Genomic DNA, 16,913 nt, shown 5'->3' with positions numbered 1-16,913 from the left:
ATTGCGGCATAGAGCAAAGTGCCCGCTTTGAACAGGCGGGCAGGCGGGATCACTATTTTTGAGCGCCGAAGCGCCGGCGATTGGCGTTACTCGATCGGTTGCGCACCTGCCGCGGCAGGCCTTGGCTTCCACAATGTCCAGCCGAGATTCATGCCGGCGGCCGCGATCAGGATGGCGGCGGCGCCGACGAGTTGGCTGAGATGCAGGCGATGGCCGAATGCCGTGACGTCGACCAGGATCGCAACGATCGGGTAGATGAAGGACAGCGACCCCTGCAGGTGCGTCGGCAGCTTCTGGATGGCGCCGTACATCAGGATGTACATCAGACCGGTGTGGACGATGCCGAGCGTCGCCAGCATGGCCCAGCTCCTTGCGTCGGTCGGAAGATGCGAGAGATTGGCGAAGGGCGCCAGCATCAACACGCCGACGCAGACCTGGACGAGCGCGATGAGATGCGGCGGTGTGCCCTTGAGCTTCTTGGTGACGATGGCGGCGACGGCCCAGAAGAAGGCAGCGGCCAGCGCCATGACGATGCCGGCGAAATAGTTGGTGCCGATATCGCCGGCGTCAGGGGCGGCCTGGACGATCAGCACCATGCCGGCGAAGGCGATTGCCAGCCAAGTCGATTTCGTCAGGGTCAGCCGCTCGCCGAAGAAGAGCGCGCCGAAGCCGACCAGCATGAAAGGCTGGGTATTGTAGACAGCGGTGGCGATCGAGATCGACGCGCGCGAGAATGCACTAAACAGCAGCAGCCAGTTGACGACGATAGCGGCGCCACCGAGGGCCGCGATGGCGAAAACGCGAAGCGACAGCCTGTTGCGCAGCAGGCCGAGGCCGGCGCAGATGAAGAGCAGCGTCACCGCGCCGAAAGCGCAGCGCCAGAACACCACATCCATGATAGGCTGGCCGGACAGGACGACGAACCATCCGATCGTTCCCAGGATCGCCATTGCGGCGGACATTTCGATCGTCCCACGTGCTGTATCGCTCACGACAAATCTCCAGATCATTGAGCGTGCATAATCTCATGCTGATCCTGGGCTTTCCATCCAATGAGAAAGGTGACATGCTAGTTTCGCCTATTTAAACATGGGCAAAGATCCGGAAATCCTGAGAATGTGAAATGCTTGACGATCTCGACCGACGTCTCCTCGAAATCCTGGTGAGGGATGCGCGGACTTCATTGAAGGAGCTGGCCGGCCAGGTCGGGCTGTCATCGCCGAGCGTTTCGGAGCGGCTGAGGCGGCTCGAGGAGCGCGGGGTTATCAGGGCTTTCACCGTCGAGATCGACCCGCTGGCGCTCGGCTATACATTGCAGGCGATCGTGCGCATCAAGCCGCTGCCGGGCAAGCTGCACATCGTCCAGAAGCTGATCGAGGAGATCCCTGAGTTCGGCGAATGCGACAAGGTCACGGGGGACGACTGCTTCGTGGCCAGGCTGTTCGTGCGCTCGATCGGCGACCTCGACGGTATCCTCGATCGCATCGCCGACAAGGCCGAGACCAGCACCGCCATCATCAAGGCGCAGCCGATCCGGCGGCGGCCGCCACCGCTCGGCGCATGACCGGTCGGCCTTTCTTGACTCTGCTTGGCGGTGGTGGAAATGCGTGGCGGCTCCGCCAGTCAGGCATATGAACAACGAGGAAAGAACATGGCGCAGAATGTCTACGATCAGCCGGATTTCTTCGCAGGCTACAGCCAGCTCGGCCGGTCCATCCAAGGGCTGGACGGCGCCGCCGAGTGGCCGGCGTTGCGCGCGATGCTTCCCGACCTCGGCGGCTTGCGAATCGTCGATCTTGGTTGCGGTTTCGGCTGGTTCTGCCGCTGGGCTCTTGAACACGGGGCCAAGGAGGTTCTGGGTCTCGATCTCTCGGAAAAGATGCTCGCCCGGGCGCGTGCCGCCGGCCCGGACGCCGGCATCGTCTACGAGCGCGCCGATCTCGACGAACTCAGCCTGCCGCGGACGGCTTTCGATCTCGCCTACAGCTCGCTTGCCCTGCACTATGTCAGCGATGCCGCACGGCTGTTCCAGACCGTGCACCAGTCCCTGATCCCCGGCGGGCATTTCGTCTTCTCGACGGAGCATCCGATCTATATGGCGCCGACCCATCCCGGCTGGTCTGTCGATGCCGAAGGCCGCAAGACATGGCCCGTCGACCGGTATCTGGTGGAGGGACCGCGCAAGACAGACTGGCTGGCCAAGGGAGTTGTGAAACACCACCGCACCATCGGCACCACGCTCAACACGCTCATCCGGTGCGGCTTCACCATCGAGCATGTCGAGGAATTCCGTCCGACGGACGCGCAGATCGCGGCCAAGCCCGAACTGGCGGAAGAGCTCGAGCGGCCGATGTTCCTGCTGGTCTCGGCCCGGCGATAGGCAGAGCAGAATGGGCCGGCCTTGCTGTGGCGACGCCCACATTTGCTGTCGCTCCGCTCGGGAATCTGGGCTATTCAGGCGTTGACTCGCTTTCCCTCCAGACCAGTCCCTCCTCCATGTCAGGCCTGCTTTCCGATCCGTGGTTCTATGCGGCCGCCGTCCCGGCGGTCATTCTGGTCGGCCTGTCCAAGGGCGGATTTGGCGGCGCGGTCGGTTTCGTCGGCGTGCCGCTGATGGCGCTGACCATGCCGCCGGTGCAGGCGGCGGCCATCCTGCTGCCCATCCTGTGCCTGATGGACATCGTTTCGGTATGGACATGGTGGGGCGTCTATAACAGGAAGATGCTGGTCGACATGATGCCCGGCGCGGTGATCGGTATCGGTCTCGGTTGGCTGACGGCCGCACTGGTCACCGAGGAGGCCGTGCGGCTGATCGTCGGCGCCGTCGCCATCATTTTCGTGCTGCGCTGGCTCTATCTGAAGTACCGCCACGGCGCCGATCATGCGGCGCAGCCCAACCGCGTCGCCGCGGCCCTCTGGGGCACGGTCGCCGGCTTCACCAGCTTCGTCGCCCATGTCGGCGGCCCGCCCTTTCAGGTCTACGCGCTGCCGATCCGGCTCGACCCGAAGGTGTTGTCCGGCACGGCGGCGATCTTCTTTGCCGCCACCAACGCGCTGAAGCTCGTTCCCTATTTCGCGCTCGGCCAGTTCGACAGCACCAATCTGACCGCGTCGGCGGTGCTGATGCCGCTGGCGCCGCTATCGACCATCGCCGGCGCCTGGCTGGTGCGCCGCATGCGTCCGGAGATCTTCTATCCCTTCACCTATGCGACGGTGGCCGTCGTCGCGGTGAAGCTTCTGTGGGACGGGATCGCCGGCCTGATGTAGCCGGGACCGTTTTCGCCTGCCTCAGGCGACGCTCGGCACCATGCGCCTTGGTCGGCCGAGCGCCAGGGTGGCGCCAGCCGCCAACACAAGCCCCATGGCGGCAAGGACCGTGAAGTCGTCGATGGTCGGCTTCAGCACCATGTCGGCGATGATGATCAGCATTACCGCATAGTCGAAGCGCGCCGCCCGCAAGATGCGCTGGCCAGAGGCAAGGGCGGCCGGCGTCACGCCATCCCTGGCGATCATCGCGCCCATGTGGTCGGCGCTCGGCTTGAAGACGAACATGCCGATTGAAAAGGTGGTGGCGTAGCCGGCAAGGCCGATCAGGATCCACAGTTGCGAGAAGCCGACCCAGAACCAGCACATGATCAGTCCGAAGGCCAATGTCAGCATCGACATCGGCGCGAAGAAGCGGTTTCCCAATTCGCCCGTAGCCCGCATTGCCTGCAGCGTTCCCTGGATGTTTCCCGACCGATCGGCGAGCGTCGCCAGCACCATCAGCGCGAAACCGCCGCCGACCCATAGGGTCGCCGAAAGAATGTGCAGCAATTTAACGATCGAATACCAGTCCATGCTTCTCCCCGGCGCCTGATGTAGCGGAAGGAGCGAATCCTCGCCTGCCGCTTCGATGGCCAAGCGTTTATCGCCGCGCCTGTTTCGGAACGATGTCGTGAAAAAACCAGTTCTGTTTCAAGTGCCGGCTAACGTAAGGAGCCACTGATATTGCGAGCGCGCCATTCGGTTTTCTGCTATTATGAGGGGCGTCCGGGGGCGCGACATCGTCCAGAAACAGTGCCGATGCTAGTGCGCCCGCGCCGGGAGCCCGGTGGCGAGAGCAATCGCCTGACGATCAACCCTTTCCCGAACACGGGAAAGGCAACTCGGGGGAAAGATATGCAAGGGGTAGCACGGAATTTCTTCACGCTGGCCGTTATCTATGCGCTGTGCGGCATGGCGCTCGGCCTGTACATGGCGATCAGCCAGGACCATGGCCAGATGCCGACCCACGCCCATACGATGGTCGCTGGCTGGCTGATGTCGGCGGTCTTCGCCTTCTTCTATCACCTGTTTCCGGCGGTCGGACAGAAGACGGTTGCCGTCGTTCACTTCTGGCTGACCGCAATCAGCGGCATCGGCCTTTTGATCGGGCTCTACTTCCTGCTTGGGGGCGATGCCGCGATCGAACCGCTGGTGGCGGCGTCTTCGATGGGTTTCTACGCGGCCTTGCTGCTGTTTGCCTTCATTGCCTTGCCGGCGGTTTGGAAAACGGCCTGAGCCGAGGCTCGGCACATCCTTCAGGAACTGTGCTGTTACGGCACAGTGGCGCGGGGTTCGCTCAAAAAACATCGGCGCCGTTAAGGGTTCATTAAGCTTTACAGGCGTTTACTATGCGCATCCAGTGATCTGGATTCTTACCGAGTGGTTGGAGCCACTTTGTTTGACGCCTCCCTGTTAAACTCCTGAGAGCCGCCTTATCCGCGGCTCTTTTTTTGTCCGCTTTCCAGCGACACGGTCCGCACCGGATCACGTTAACCTTCTGTTAAACATGTGCTTGCCTTCACCCCGGACGAGGCGCATTTTCAAGCTTCAGTTATGTAGGGTTCCGGGTGTATCGGCAGTAAGCCGAATCGGCCGGTTGCAAGTGCAGGGGCGTATCGATGAACGAGCCTTCGAAGGGCAGCGCGAAAACCGTCAAGCTGGCGGAACGTCGGGTCTTTTCGCACTCCTTCAAACCGCTCTACCAGGAAGGCATGGGGCTAGTCGAACAGGCGGCGGAGTATCTCGACGGCAAGGGCCGGGCCGAGGCCAAGAAGCTGTCGCGGCTGGCGGCCACGCTCTATGCGGCCGAATCGATGCGGCTGACCACCAGGCTGATGCAGGTCGCCTCGTGGCTGCTTCTGCAGCGCGCCGCGAATTCCGGCGAGATGACCCGCGACCAGGTCGCATCGGAAAAGTCCAAGGTGCGCCTCGACACCGCCTCCGCCCATGACGAGGCGGCCGGCTGGGCCGAACTGCCCAAGGATTTCCTCGACCTCGTCAACCGGTCGCTGCGCCTGCAGGCACTGGTGCGCCGCATGGACGAGGAGATCTACGGCGCCGGCGCGGTGGTCGACATGCAGCCCATGAGCCGCCGGCCCAATCCGGTCTCGGACCAGATCAGCCTGCTCAACACGGCTTTCGCCCGAAACTGAACTATTCTGGAACGTTCCCGGTCAGCGCGTTACTGTTTCCGGTTTGTTCACATTTCGCTGGCATGGCTGTCTCCGGGAGATAGAGTAACCGGATGAGGGACGCGATTCGCATCATCGGGATCGATCCGGGGCTCAGGCGCACCGGCTGGGGCATTGTCGAAAGCCTCGGCAATTCGCTGCGCTTCGTCGCGTCCGGCACGGTGCGTTCCGAAGACAAGGCGGCGCTGGCGACGCGGCTGTGCCAGCTGCATGACGGGTTGGCTGAAATCCTGCATACGGCCATGCCGCATGAGGCGGCCGTCGAACAGACCTTCGTCAACAAGGATGCGGTGGCGACGCTGAAGCTTGGCCAGGCGCGCGGCATCGCCATGCTGGTGCCGGCACGCGCCGGCCTGGTCGTTGCCGAATATGCACCCAATGCCGTCAAGAAGGCGGTGATCGGCGTCGGCCATGGCGACAAGAAGCAGATCCACATGATGGTGAAGGTGCTGCTGCCGAAAGCGACCTTCGACACCGAACATGCCGCCGACGCGCTCGCCATAGCCATTTGCCATGCGCATCACCGGCAAAGCGTCGCCTATCGGATGGCACTTGCCGGTTGACGATGTTCTTGACTTGTTCCCTTGTCTGTCGTAGGTAATACTTTGAGGTATTACCATGCGCGTCACCACCAAAGGCCAAGTCACGATCCCCAAACAGATAAGGGATCACCTGGGTATCCGCCCGGGCTCCGAGGTGGAATTCGTGGCCACCGATGAGGGTGCTCGGCTTGTGGCCGTCAACGAGAATCTCCCCGAGGAGGAGAAATTGCGCAGGTTCAGTAATGTCCTTGACCGGATGGAGGGGACGTTGGATCTGGGTGGCATGACGACCGACGAGTATATGGAGTGGCTGAGGGGGCCGCGTGAAGATCTCGACGTTGATTGACACAAATGTCCTGATCGACGTTTGGGGGCCGGCCGGACCGCTGACAAAATGGTCGGCGTCTGCAATCGCCTCATGCCGCCGCGACGGCGACTTGGTGGTCAATACGATCATCTGGTCTGAATTGGCGCCGCTGATCGCCTCGGAGGCAGCGCTTCGAAAAGCGGTCGACATGCTCGAGATTGATCGCGAGTTTCTGCCCTGGGATGCGGCCTTCCTTGCAGGTGTGACGCATTCCCGTTATCGCCGTGCTGGTGGAATCCGCGAACGAACCTTGCCGGACTTCTTTATTGGCGCTCATGCGACCGTTGCCGGACATCGTCTTTTGACGCGCGACGCCGCGCGTTATCGCAGTTATTTCCCGGACCTTGACATCATTTCTCCTGAAACGCACCCATGAGGGCCTATCTTCCATGAAAGATTTGGCATGATCGGCAAGCTCAAGGGTATGCTCGACGAGATCGACGAGGATCATTGCCTGGTCGACGTGCATGGCGTCGGCTACGTCGCCTACTGCTCGGCGCGGACGCTGGCCGCGCTGCCTTCGCCCGGCGAAGCGGTGGTGCTGTTCATCGAGACCTATGTGCGCGAGGACATGATCCGGCTCTACGGCTTCCAGTCGGTGCTGGAGCGCGAATGGTTCCGGCTGTTGATGAGCAATGTGCAGGGCGTCGGCGCCAAGGTGGCGCTGGCCATCCTGTCGACACTGGCGCCGGCCGACCTTGCCAACGCGATCGCGTTGCGCGACATCGCCATGGTTTCCCAGGCGCCGGGCGTCGGCAAGAAGGTGGCCGAGCGCATCGTTACCGAATTGAAAAACAAGGCGCCGGCCTATGCCGGTGCCGCGTCGGGCACGATCGGCTTGAAGCAGGAGCTCGGCGAAGGCGTGGCAGCCGCGCCGATCACAGACGCGGTCTCGGCCCTAGTCAATCTCGGCTATTCCCGCGACACCGCCGCCAATGCGGTGGCGGCGGCACTGAAGACGGCGGGCGAGGAGGCGGACGCGTCGAAGCTGATTCGCTTCGGGCTCAAGGAACTGGCGCGATGAGCGCACGCTTGTCCGGTTCCCGGCCATATGCAAGGAAGGCGGCATGAGCCTTTCCCCCCGTCTGATCGCTCCGGAAAAACGCGGCGAGGATGCCGACCAGAGTTTGCGGCCGCAGACGCTTGACGATTTCGTCGGCCAGGCGGCGGTGCGGGCCAACCTCAAAGTGTTCATCGAGGCCGCCAAGGGGCGCAAGGAAGCGCTCGATCATGTGCTGTTCGTCGGGCCGCCAGGTCTAGGCAAGACGACGCTGGCGCAAATCATGGCGCGCGAGCTCGGCGTCAACTTCCGCTCAACCTCCGGACCGGTCATCGCAAAGGCCGGCGATCTCGCTGCACTCTTGACCAATCTCGAAGAAGGCGACGTCCTGTTCATCGACGAGATCCACAGGCTGAATCCTGCGGTGGAAGAGATCCTCTATCCGGCGATGGAGGATTTCCAGCTCGACCTGATCATCGGCGAGGGGCCGGCGGCGCGCTCGGTCAAGATCGACCTTGCCCGTTTCACCCTGGTCGCCGCCACCACGCGGCTCGGCCTGCTCACCAATCCGCTGCGCGACCGCTTCGGCATCCCGGTGCGGCTCAACTTCTACACGGTCGAGGAACTGGAGCAGATCGTGCGGCGCGGCGCACGCATCCTGCAAATGCCGCTCGGCGACGACGGCGCGCTGGAGATTGCGCGGCGCGCGCGAGGCACGCCGCGCATCGCCGGCCGGCTGTTGCGCCGCGTGCGCGATTTCGCTTCGGTCGCCGGCGATGGTCATGTGGACCGCTTGATCGCGGACGAGGCCTTGACCCGGCTGGAGGTCGACGCGCTCGGCCTCGATGCGCTCGACCGCCGGTATCTTTCGATGATCGCGCGCAATTTCGGCGGCGGGCCGGTCGGCATCGAGACGATCGCCGCCGGCCTGTCCGAGCCGCGCGACGCCATAGAGGACATTATCGAGCCCTACCTGATCCAGCAGGGCTTCATCCAGCGCACGCCGCGCGGCCGCGTGCTGACGGCCAATGCCTGGCGCCATCTCGGCCTCGACGCGCCGAAGGACCTGGCGCAACAGCAGATCAATTTGTTTCAGGAAGAATAGCGGCCCCGGCGGCGGCGTTCGGGCCGGCGATCAAGCGTCCGTAACCGCTTTGCGGCGTGCGACCGGAGATCTCGCTGATCGATCCCGGCGGCGGCGTGGAGCAACGGCGCTCAGTGAAGCGACCGGATCACGTCCAGCACATCGGGTTCGGCCTTTTCGCCGTTGAAAGCATCGACAATGCCGAAAGCGCCGCCGTAACTCCACACCGACCAGGAGAAGCCATGCGCCTCGGCGCGCGCGATCATGTCCCGGACATAGGCGGCACGATAGCCGGCCGGCATCACATAGGGATTGCCGTATTCCTGGCGGATCATGCCGAACTCGCCCAGCGTGACGTTTTCCGGCCTGATGCGGTTGGCCTTCGCCCAGGCATCGACGGCCTTGAACGGGGCGTCCATGAGACCAAGCAGCTTGGCGTCGGTGTCCATGCTGGCTACCTGCTCGTCGAGATAGGCAAGCAGCCCGCCCTGCCGCGCCCAAGGTGCCTCGGTCTTGATCCTGGCGCGGATGGCGTCGAGCGTGACGTCGAGCTCAGCCGGCGGCACCGCGGTCAGCGGGTAGGGCAGGCCGGTCACATAGGGAATGAAATCGCCGGCCCAGGTCGCGCCCTGATGGGTAAGCAGGAACGGATCGTAGGAATGGAAGGTCCAGATGACGTTGTCGTTCGGGATCGCCATCGGATCGATTTTTTCCAGCGACGACGCCGCGGAATAGCAGGCCCCGGTCAGCACAAGCGTCAATCTCGTCGCCGAAGAACGCGCCGCGGCGAACAACCTCTGCTGGCGTTGCGGCCACAGGCTGGTGCCGTCGGCGTCGCAGTCGACGATCGGTTCGTTCATCGGTTCGAAGGCCACTTGCCCCGGATCTTCCCCGGCGAGCGTGTGCGCCATCTTGCGCACCACCTCGACATAGGCATCGAATGTCACCGGGTTGTTCATCACCTCGGCCATGCCGATCTTGCGCCCACTGCCGGCGGGGATCAGATGCATGTCGACGACAACCTTCAGGCCGGCGCGGTTGATCATGCGGACAGAGTCCAGCACGCTGGCATAGAGATCCTCGCGCAAGGCCATCGTATTTTCGGAAAGGAAGGGCGAAGGATCGACCGGCATGCGCAGGAAATCGAAGCCTGCATGCTTCAGAGCCTCGAGATCGTCGTCCTTGAGAAATTTGCGCCATTCCGGGTAGGGCAGGATGGCCTTGGCGTTGCCCCATTGGTCTTCGCCCGGCCAGGTCACCCACTGGTCGAGATTGAGCCCGCGCTTCATGGAGAAGGTCGCGGCTTGGCCCGGCCGGGCCAGAGCCATAACGACGAACAGAGCCATCACCACGAACAGCGCCGTCGCCAAGGTCTTGATCATCGCCGTCAACAGTGCCATCCGATGCCATGTCACGCGCGGCACAGGTGCCTTGCCGCGACTGAAAAAGGAAGCGCAATGGACGATCATGGTGAATCCGCGACCTTGCTGGCGGGGATTTCCGGTGCGCTGACGGCGTTCGGCCATCGGCTGATGGCGCGGGTCTATTATGCCGACACCGATTTCTCCGGCGTCGTCTACCACGCCCGCTATCTCGAATTCCTCGAGCGCGGCCGCTCCGACTATCTGAGGCTGAGCGGCGTCCACCACACCGAACTTGCCGATGGCAAGCATGGCGAAAGAATAGTCTGGGTGGTGCGTCGCATGGAGATCGACTTCCGCATGCCGGCCCGCATGGACGACATCCTGACGATCGACACCCGGACCGAGGAAATCTCCGGCGCGCGCATCTTCATGGCCCAGCAGCTCAGGCGCGGCGACGAGATGCTGGTCGAGGCCAGGGTGGAGGCGGCGATCATCGGCGAGAATGGCCGGCCACGCCGCTTCCCCAGGGAGTGGATAGCAGCGTTCATACCCAAGGCAGGCTAAAAGGTCGGCCTCGTAGGTATCGCCGGCGCCGGCTTGAAGCGCGGCAATGCGCCGCGCCTGATCGACTAACCCATCCTTAACCATAACGGTTCATGAAGAGATTGGTGAAGATTGGCGCTATCCAGCGCCTTCCTTTCACCAACATTTGCCCCGAAAAGGCCGCGAAAGGCACGTTTTGGGGTTGTTCCGGTAGCTTTGCGCGAACCGACCACAAGGGATGCCAGGGGCCAGCCGCCAGCTTCGCCCGGAAATCTTAAGGACGTTACGATGGAAAATATCGCACTCGCCGAACCGGGCGCGCAATTGTCGATTTGGGCGCTGTTCATGCAGGCCAGCTGGGTGGTCAAGCTGGTCATGATCGGGCTGCTCTGCGCCTCGGTCTGGACCTGGGCGATTATCGTCGACAAGCTCGTATCCTATGCCCGCATGCGGCTGGCGCTGAACCGGTTCGAGCAGGTGTTCTGGTCGGGGCAGTCGCTGGAGGAGCTTTACCGAACGTTGGCCGACCGCAAGACATCGGGCATGGGCGCCATCTTCGTCGCCGCCATGCGCGAGTGGAAGAAGAGTTTCGAAAAAGGCGCCAAGACGCCGCTCGGCTTGCAAACCCGCATCGATAAGGCGATGGACCTGGCGCTGACCCGCGAGATGGAGAAGCTCGAAGGCCGCCTCGGCTTCCTCGCAACCACGGGCTCGGCGGCCCCGTTTATCGGCCTGTTCGGCACCGTCATTGGCATCATGACGTCGTTCCAGGCGATCGCCGGCTCCAAGAACACCAGCCTGTCGGTGGTCGCGCCCGGCATCGCCGAGGCGCTGCTGGCGACCGCCATCGGCCTGCTCGCCGCCATTCCGGCCGTCATCGCCTACAACAAGCTGTCATCGGATGCGAGCAAGATCGCGGTGCGCATGGAAGGGTTCTCCGACGAGTTCTCCGCCATACTCTCGCGCCAAATCGATGAAAAAGTAGCGCCGAAGGCCTGAGGAGTAAGCCGATGGGAATGTCCGTAGGCATGGCTGGACGCGGCGGACGCGGCCATAGGCGGCGCGGCCGCCATCATGGCCTCATCGCCGAGATCAACGTTACGCCGATGGTCGACGTGATGCTGGTGCTGTTGATCATCTTCATGGTCGCCGCGCCGCTTTTGACGGTCGGCGTGCCGATCGATCTGCCGGATACGCAGGCCAAGGCGATGAATGCCGACACCCAGCCGATCACCGTTTCGATCAATGCCGCCGGCCAGATCTATCTCCAGGAAACCGAAATCCCGATCGAGGAATTGGTGGCGAAGCTGCAGGCGATCTCGAAGACCGGCTATGACGAGCGCATCTTCATCCGCGGCGACAAGTCCACCGACTACGGCACGGCGATGAAGGTGATGGCCCGCATTTCGGCCGCCGGCTACAAGAATATCGGTCTGGTTTCACTGCAGGAACAGGATCAATAGACCCACTATGAGGACCGGCCTCACCACATCGGTGATCATGCATGCGGCGCTGATTGGCTTCGGCCTGTTCACGCTGTCGGCACCGGCCGCGCTTCCGTCGGCCGACGTCGAGTCGGTCGCTGTCGACATCGTGCCGATCGAAGCCACTGCCCAGGTGCTGCAGGGCGACAAGAAATCGGTGGTGCATGAAAAGCCGGCGCCCTTGCCCACGCAGCGTCCCGATGTGGTGCCGGACGCGCAGAAGGTCGGCGAGAACAGCGTCGATACCGACAAGCCGATAACGCCCGAGGCCAAGCCGAAGCCGGTCGACATGACGTCGGCTCCGCCGCCGGCGCCAACGCCGATCGAAAAGCCGAAGACCGAGGACGTACCGAAGCCGCAGGAAAAGCCCAAGCCGACGCCGGCCACGGAAGTGGCTCCCGCGCCGCAGCCCAAGGAAGAGGTCAAGCCCGAGCCGGTCAAGCAGACCGAGCCGAAGCCGGCGCCGGCCAAGGAGCCGACGCCCGCACCGCCACAGGACAAGACCGCGGCCATCGAGCCGACGCCCGAGGTGAAGCCGGACGCGGTCGCCCAGGCGATCGCCAAGGACCAGCCTGACGATGCCCAACTGCCGGACTCCGCGCCCGCGCCTCAGGCGCGGCCGAAGCCGCAGCCGGCACAGGCCGAAAGCGCCAAGGCGCCGGAGCGCAAGGACGCCGACAAACCGGTCAAGGAGGCTTCATCCAAGCCGAAATCGGAGGACAAGCAGTTCAATTCCGACGAGATCTCGGCCCTGCTGGACAAGCAGAAGCCCTCCGGCGGCGGCGCCAAGCGTTCGACACAGCAGGCTTCGCTCGGCGGCGAGAAGGACCAGGGCCAGAAGCTGTCGAGATCAGAACTGGGCGCCCTGTCGGATCAGCTTGGCGGTTGCTGGACATTGCCGGCGGGGCTGGAGGGCTCGGAGAATTTCGTCGCCGTGGTCATGTTCAACCTCGACCCCTCGGGCAAGCTGGATGGCCGGCCCACCGTCGAGAAATCGAGCGGGAATCGCCAATTCGATGAAAGCGCCGTGCGTGCGGTTCAGAAATGCAACATGGCCGGCCTTCAGGTTCCGGCGGGCAAACAGGACATCTGGGCCCAGGTCCGTGTCACTTTCGATCCGAGGGAAATGCTTGGCCTTTGAGGCCTGCCCTCCGCAGAATCAGTGAAGAGAAGCGAGAAGACATGAAATTCATCCTCAAGCCGCTCCTGATGGTCGCGACAATGGCGCTGGGCTCGATGGCCGGCGCCGTCATGCCTGCGTGGGCGCTCGTCGAGATCAACGTCAACAAGGGCAATGTCGAGCCGCTGCCGATCGCTATCACCGATTTCCAGTCGGGCGATGGGCTTGGCGCGCAGATTTCCGGCATCGTCACCGCCGACCTGAAGCGCTCGGGCCTGTTCGCACCGATCGACAAAAGCGCCTTCATCGAGAAGATCGCCAATCCTGACGCAGCGCCTCGCTTCGACGACTGGAAGGTGATCAATGCCCAGGCTCTGGTCACCGGCAGCGTCAGCAAGGAGGCCGACGGGCGCATCCGCGCGCAGTATCGGCTGTGGGACACGTTCGCTGGACAGCAGATGTCGGGCGAACAATTCTTCGCCAACGACGCCAATCAGCGACGCGTCGCTCACATCATCGCCGACGCCATCTACGAGCGGCTGACCGGCGAGAAGGGCTATTTCGACACGCGCGTCGTTTTCATCGACGAGTCCGGCGCCAAGAATGCGCGCAAGAAGCGCCTCGCCATCATGGACCAGGACGGCGCCAATGTGCGCTATCTCTCGGACGGCAGGGCGATCGTCTTGACGCCGCGCTTCTCGCCGAACCGGCAGGAAATCACCTACATGTCCTATGAGAGCGGCCAGCCGCGGGTGTATCTCCTGCAGATCGAGACCGGCCAGCGCGAACTGGTCGGCAATTTTCCGGGCATGACGTTTGCGCCGCGCTTTTCGCCGGATGGCCAGAAGGTGATCATGAGCCTGCTGCGCGACGACGGCAATTCCAACATCTTCGCCATGGACCTCAGGAGCCGCTCGACGACCCGGCTCACCAACTCGACCGCCATCGACACTTCGCCTTCCTATTCGCCCGACGGCAGCAAGGTGGTGTTCACCTCCGACCGCGGCGGACGCGCGCAGATCTATGTGATGGGCGCCGACGGTTCGGGCCAGACCCGCATCTCCTTCGGGGACGGGGTCTATTCGACGCCGGTGTGGTCGCCGCGCGGCGATCTCATCGCCTTCACCAAGCAGACCGGCGGCGAATTCCAGATCGGCGTTATGAAGACCGACGGTTCGGGCGAGCGCATCCTGTCATCCGGCTTCCAGCAGGAAGGACCGACCTGGGCGCCGAACGGCCGCGTGCTGATGTTCTTCCGCGATTCCGCCGGCGGCCCGAAACTGGTTTCTGTCGATCTCACCGGCCGCAACGAGCAGTCGATCCCGACCGCGAACTTTGCCTCCGATCCGGCCTGGTCGCCGCTGCTGGAGTGAGAGGAATTGGAGAAATGAAGAAATGAAGAATTGAGGGATGGAGAGAGAAGCGGGCTACATCAAGCGCGCGAAGGATTTGGATGTCTATAGGCATGCTTATGGGGTTTCCCTCGACGTCCACAAGGCCACGCTTGTTTTTCCGAAAATGGAACAATACGCGTTGGCTGACGAAATGCGGCGATCCAGCAAGGCGATCTGTGCCAATCTGGCTGAAGGATTTGCCAAACAGACCCATTCCAGGCCCGAATTTGCGCGTTTCATTTCGATGGCCATGGGATCATGCAGCGAAGTAGAGACGTGGATTTCGTATGCGTTCGACCTTGGCTACATCACCCACGCGCAGCGCGATGAATGGCTTCAATCCTATGTCCATATCTATGGAATGCTGGTGAATCTCAGGAAGAAGTTGAAATGACCCTTTTCCTCAATTCCTCAATTCCTCAATTCCTCAATTCCTCAATTCCTCAATTCTCCATTTCCACCTCTTTGTCGCGTTTTGGCCGCATTTCCGCCTAGGGTCCGCGCCAACTGTGGCCCGGATCAAAGGGCTGCGGACGGGCGGCCTAAACCAAATTTTAACCGTGTTTCTTGAATGCCGGTTAACCCAAACGTGGTTACTGGGTGATCAACGAAATCACTCGAATGCGAAGGAGAGGCGGCATGAGCCGTATCGCAGCACTTACCAGAAATCCCGTCATGATCGCGCTGGTGGCGATGCTCGCCATTGCCGGTTGCGCTTCGAAGAAGACGCCCAACAGCGCCGCCGATCTCGGCCTCAACGGCGCCGGTGCCGCAACGCCCGGATCGGCGCAGGACTTCACCGTCAATATCGGCGACCGCATCTTCTTCGACACGGACTCCTCCTCGATCCGCGCCGACGCCCAGACGACCCTGTCGCGCCAGGCGCAGTGGCTGAACCAGTACAAGCAGTATGCGATTGTCGTTGAAGGCCATGCCGACGAACGCGGCACGCGCGAATACAATTTGGCGCTCGGTGCCCGCCGCGCCGCCGCCACGCGCGACTTCCTGGTCTCCAAGGGCGTCTCCGCCAACCGCCTGAAGACCATTTCCTACGGCAAGGAACGGCCGGTCGCGGTTTGCGACGACATCTCCTGCTGGTCGCAGAACCGCCGCGCGGTCACCACGCTCAGCGGCGCCGGCTCCTGACATTTTTCGCGCGTCGAGCGACGCGCGAAAAACACGACGGCAAAAATGCAACACAGGCTTGCGAAAGGCGGCTGAAAGGCCGCCTTTTTCATGTTTGGTCCCTTCAAACAAAATTTGGCCGAAGTCTCGCGTCCTGCTATGAGCCGAGGGCGCTTGGCTGGTCCCATACCGATTGGAAGGCGCGAACAAGCTAACGACACGGCGAGAGGCATATGCATTTGAGATCAGTTCTGAGCGGCACGCTTGCGCTGCTGCTCCTTTCAGGCGTCACCGCGATGGCGGGTGGCTTAGGGACTGATGGCACGGGACAGCCAGCCGACAGCGGCTTCTCGTTCCATCTGCCCAGCATCGAGTTGCCTGGCGTTTTCGGCGAAAAGAAGAAGTCGGACCAGGTTCAGTTCGCGCAGCAGTCGACTGGCACAGGCGCCACCGGGCTCGAGGACCAACTGCGCCAGATGAACGGCAAGATCGAGGAACTGAACTTCCAGATCCTGCAAATGCAGGAGCAGATCCGCAAACAGCAGGAAGACAACGAGTTCCGCTTCCAGCAGCTCGAAGGCGGTACGCAGGGTGCGCAGCAGCCGGCCGGGCAGAAGAAGTCACAGGCCGCGCCCGCCGACAGCGATGACAGCGTGGCCGAGGCGCCGGCCACGCAACCGCCCGCGGAGGCCGACAATCGGGCAGCGGCCGGCCAGTCGGCTGGCGGCGGCCAGAGCGTCGAGGACGTCATCGTCGAATCCTCTGACGGTGATCCGGGCAAGGTGATCCCCGGAAGGGGAGCGCCCGAAAAGACCTTCGGCAGCATCACCGTCGACAAGAACGGCAATGTGGTCGATGCCGGCGGCAGCACGCAGGCGACCGCACCGGCGCAGGATGTCGCTCCAGCCACCGGCGCTCCGGCCAAGAGCGGCAAGTCCGACGGCACGGTGGTTGCGGCGCTGCCTTCCACGAACGATCCCGAGGAGCTCTACCGCAACTCCTACCAGTTCATCCTTTCGGGCGACTACGGCACCGCCGAACAGGGTTTTCGTGACCACATCGCGCGTTTTCCCCGTGACGCGAAAACGGCGGATGCGCACTATTGGCTGGGCGAATCGCTGCTTGGCCAGCAGAAATACCGCGATGCCGCGGAGGTCTTCCTCGCCGCCAGCAAGGACTATCCCAAGGCCAAGAAGGCCCCCGACATGCTGCTGAAGCTCGGCGTGTCGCTGGTCGGCCTGAAGCAGCACGACGTGGCCTGCGCCACCTTCAGCGAGGTCGGCAAGCGCTACCCCGACATTTCCAACACGCTCAAGGAGCGCGTGAAGCAGGAAAAGGCCCTGGCGGCGTGCTAGCCCTTCTCCTGCCTGCCGTTGCCTTGCCCTCGGAGCC

The 16,913-nt window shown here is 62.8% G+C and carries 21 protein-coding genes; 18 read left to right on the top strand and 3 right to left on the bottom strand.

Annotated features, from left to right (window positions below):
• Positions 1-86: 86 nt before the first annotated feature.
• The gene (locus tag LB541_RS06495) at positions 87-992 is read right to left on the bottom strand and encodes a DMT family transporter (RefSeq protein ID WP_140676675.1); all 906 of its coding nucleotides are present in this window, start codon (positions 990-992) and stop codon (positions 87-89) included.
• Between the two features lie 131 nt (positions 993-1,123).
• Here LB541_RS06495 and LB541_RS06490 point away from each other — a divergent pair, with 131 nt between their 5' ends.
• The 3 genes from LB541_RS06490 to LB541_RS06480 all read left to right on the top strand — a co-directional run bounded on the left by LB541_RS06490 (position 1,124) and on the right by LB541_RS06480 (position 3,267).
• The gene (locus LB541_RS06490; protein WP_140525044.1) at positions 1,124-1,564 is read left to right on the top strand and encodes an Lrp/AsnC family transcriptional regulator; all 441 of its coding nucleotides are present in this window, start codon (positions 1,124-1,126) and stop codon (positions 1,562-1,564) included.
• A gap of 87 nt (positions 1,565-1,651) precedes the next feature.
• Entirely contained in the window at positions 1,652-2,380 is a 729-nt protein-coding gene (locus LB541_RS06485) for a class I SAM-dependent methyltransferase (protein ID WP_224618074.1), read from the top strand.
• A gap of 116 nt (positions 2,381-2,496) precedes the next feature.
• Positions 2,497-3,267 (top strand): sulfite exporter TauE/SafE family protein, encoded by a 771-nt coding sequence (locus tag LB541_RS06480; RefSeq protein ID WP_140493196.1) that lies wholly within the window; start codon positions 2,497-2,499, stop codon positions 3,265-3,267.
• Positions 3,268-3,288: 21 nt separating this feature from the next.
• On the opposite strand, the gene LB541_RS06475 is transcribed toward LB541_RS06480, so the two are convergent.
• Positions 3,289-3,840, bottom strand: coding sequence for a DUF2269 family protein (locus tag LB541_RS06475; protein WP_140525046.1), 552 nt, complete (start codon positions 3,838-3,840; stop codon positions 3,289-3,291).
• A gap of 321 nt (positions 3,841-4,161) precedes the next feature.
• On the opposite strand from LB541_RS06475, the gene LB541_RS06470 reads away from it, so the two are divergent.
• The 7 genes from LB541_RS06470 (at position 4,162) to ruvB (ending at position 8,512) form a co-directional block, all read left to right on the top strand.
• The gene (locus LB541_RS06470) at positions 4,162-4,542 is read left to right on the top strand and encodes a cbb3-type cytochrome c oxidase subunit I (protein WP_140493202.1); all 381 of its coding nucleotides are present in this window, start codon (positions 4,162-4,164) and stop codon (positions 4,540-4,542) included.
• A 383-nt stretch (positions 4,543-4,925) separates the two neighbouring features.
• The gene (locus LB541_RS06465) at positions 4,926-5,459 is read left to right on the top strand and encodes a DUF1465 family protein (protein WP_140493205.1); all 534 of its coding nucleotides are present in this window, start codon (positions 4,926-4,928) and stop codon (positions 5,457-5,459) included.
• 92 nt (positions 5,460-5,551) lie between these two features.
• Positions 5,552-6,061: a crossover junction endodeoxyribonuclease RuvC gene (ruvC, locus tag LB541_RS06460; RefSeq protein ID WP_140560793.1), complete on the top strand. Its 510-nt coding sequence runs from the start codon at positions 5,552-5,554 to the stop codon at positions 6,059-6,061.
• A 55-nt stretch (positions 6,062-6,116) separates the two neighbouring features.
• A complete protein-coding gene (locus LB541_RS06455; RefSeq protein WP_140493211.1) occupies positions 6,117-6,386 on the top strand; it encodes an AbrB/MazE/SpoVT family DNA-binding domain-containing protein in 270 nt (89 codons plus the stop codon).
• Positions 6,364-6,783: a type II toxin-antitoxin system VapC family toxin gene (locus tag LB541_RS06450; protein ID WP_140493214.1), complete on the top strand. Its 420-nt coding sequence runs from the start codon at positions 6,364-6,366 to the stop codon at positions 6,781-6,783. The genes LB541_RS06455 and LB541_RS06450 overlap by 23 nt, the downstream gene beginning before the upstream one ends.
• A 27-nt stretch (positions 6,784-6,810) precedes the next feature.
• A complete protein-coding gene (ruvA, locus tag LB541_RS06445) occupies positions 6,811-7,431 on the top strand; it encodes a Holliday junction branch migration protein RuvA (protein WP_224618073.1) in 621 nt (206 codons plus the stop codon).
• A gap of 43 nt (positions 7,432-7,474) precedes the next feature.
• Positions 7,475-8,512, top strand: a complete 1,038-nt coding sequence (gene ruvB, locus LB541_RS06440) for a Holliday junction branch migration DNA helicase RuvB (protein WP_140895984.1) — start codon at positions 7,475-7,477, stop codon at positions 8,510-8,512.
• Positions 8,513-8,622: 110 nt separating this feature from the next.
• Here ruvB and LB541_RS06435 read toward each other — a convergent pair whose 3' ends face one another.
• Positions 8,623-9,891 carry a glycoside hydrolase family 5 protein gene (locus LB541_RS06435; RefSeq protein WP_224618072.1) on the bottom strand — a complete coding sequence of 423 codons (1,269 nt, stop codon included), beginning with the start codon at positions 9,889-9,891 and terminating at the stop codon, positions 8,623-8,625.
• 57 nt (positions 9,892-9,948) lie between these two features.
• Here LB541_RS06435 and ybgC point away from each other — a divergent pair, with 57 nt between their 5' ends.
• From ybgC to ybgF, 8 genes are all read left to right on the top strand, one after another.
• Positions 9,949-10,419 carry a tol-pal system-associated acyl-CoA thioesterase gene (ybgC, locus tag LB541_RS06430; protein WP_140517557.1) on the top strand — a complete coding sequence of 157 codons (471 nt, stop codon included), beginning with the start codon at positions 9,949-9,951 and terminating at the stop codon, positions 10,417-10,419.
• A 267-nt stretch (positions 10,420-10,686) separates the two neighbouring features.
• Complete coding sequence (gene tolQ, locus LB541_RS06425; protein ID WP_140493236.1) at positions 10,687-11,397, top strand: protein TolQ; 711 nt, start codon at positions 10,687-10,689, stop codon at positions 11,395-11,397.
• A gap of 11 nt (positions 11,398-11,408) precedes the next feature.
• On the top strand, positions 11,409-11,861 hold the full coding sequence (gene tolR, locus LB541_RS06420; protein ID WP_140493239.1) for a protein TolR: 453 nt from the start codon (positions 11,409-11,411) through the stop codon (positions 11,859-11,861).
• A gap of 7 nt (positions 11,862-11,868) precedes the next feature.
• The gene (locus LB541_RS06415; RefSeq protein WP_140493242.1) at positions 11,869-13,023 is read left to right on the top strand and encodes an energy transducer TonB; all 1,155 of its coding nucleotides are present in this window, start codon (positions 11,869-11,871) and stop codon (positions 13,021-13,023) included.
• 41 nt (positions 13,024-13,064) lie between these two features.
• Positions 13,065-14,375 carry a Tol-Pal system beta propeller repeat protein TolB gene (tolB, locus tag LB541_RS06410; RefSeq protein WP_140493245.1) on the top strand — a complete coding sequence of 437 codons (1,311 nt, stop codon included), beginning with the start codon at positions 13,065-13,067 and terminating at the stop codon, positions 14,373-14,375.
• 37 nt (positions 14,376-14,412) lie between these two features.
• Positions 14,413-14,790, top strand: a complete 378-nt coding sequence (locus LB541_RS06405) for a four helix bundle protein (RefSeq protein ID WP_224618071.1) — start codon at positions 14,413-14,415, stop codon at positions 14,788-14,790.
• Between the two features lie 245 nt (positions 14,791-15,035).
• On the top strand, positions 15,036-15,542 hold the full coding sequence (gene pal, locus LB541_RS06400) for a peptidoglycan-associated lipoprotein Pal (protein ID WP_140493251.1): 507 nt from the start codon (positions 15,036-15,038) through the stop codon (positions 15,540-15,542).
• Between the two features lie 212 nt (positions 15,543-15,754).
• Entirely contained in the window at positions 15,755-16,876 is a 1,122-nt protein-coding gene (gene ybgF / locus LB541_RS06395) for a tol-pal system protein YbgF (protein WP_140525051.1), read from the top strand.
• Positions 16,877-16,913: the final 37 nt, after the last annotated feature.

Source organism: Mesorhizobium sp. BR1-1-15 (genome assembly GCF_020165475.1).
In the GTDB taxonomy this organism is placed as follows: Bacteria; Pseudomonadota; Alphaproteobacteria; order Rhizobiales; family Rhizobiaceae; genus Mesorhizobium.
This window is presented reverse-complemented; position numbering and strand designations above follow the sequence as displayed.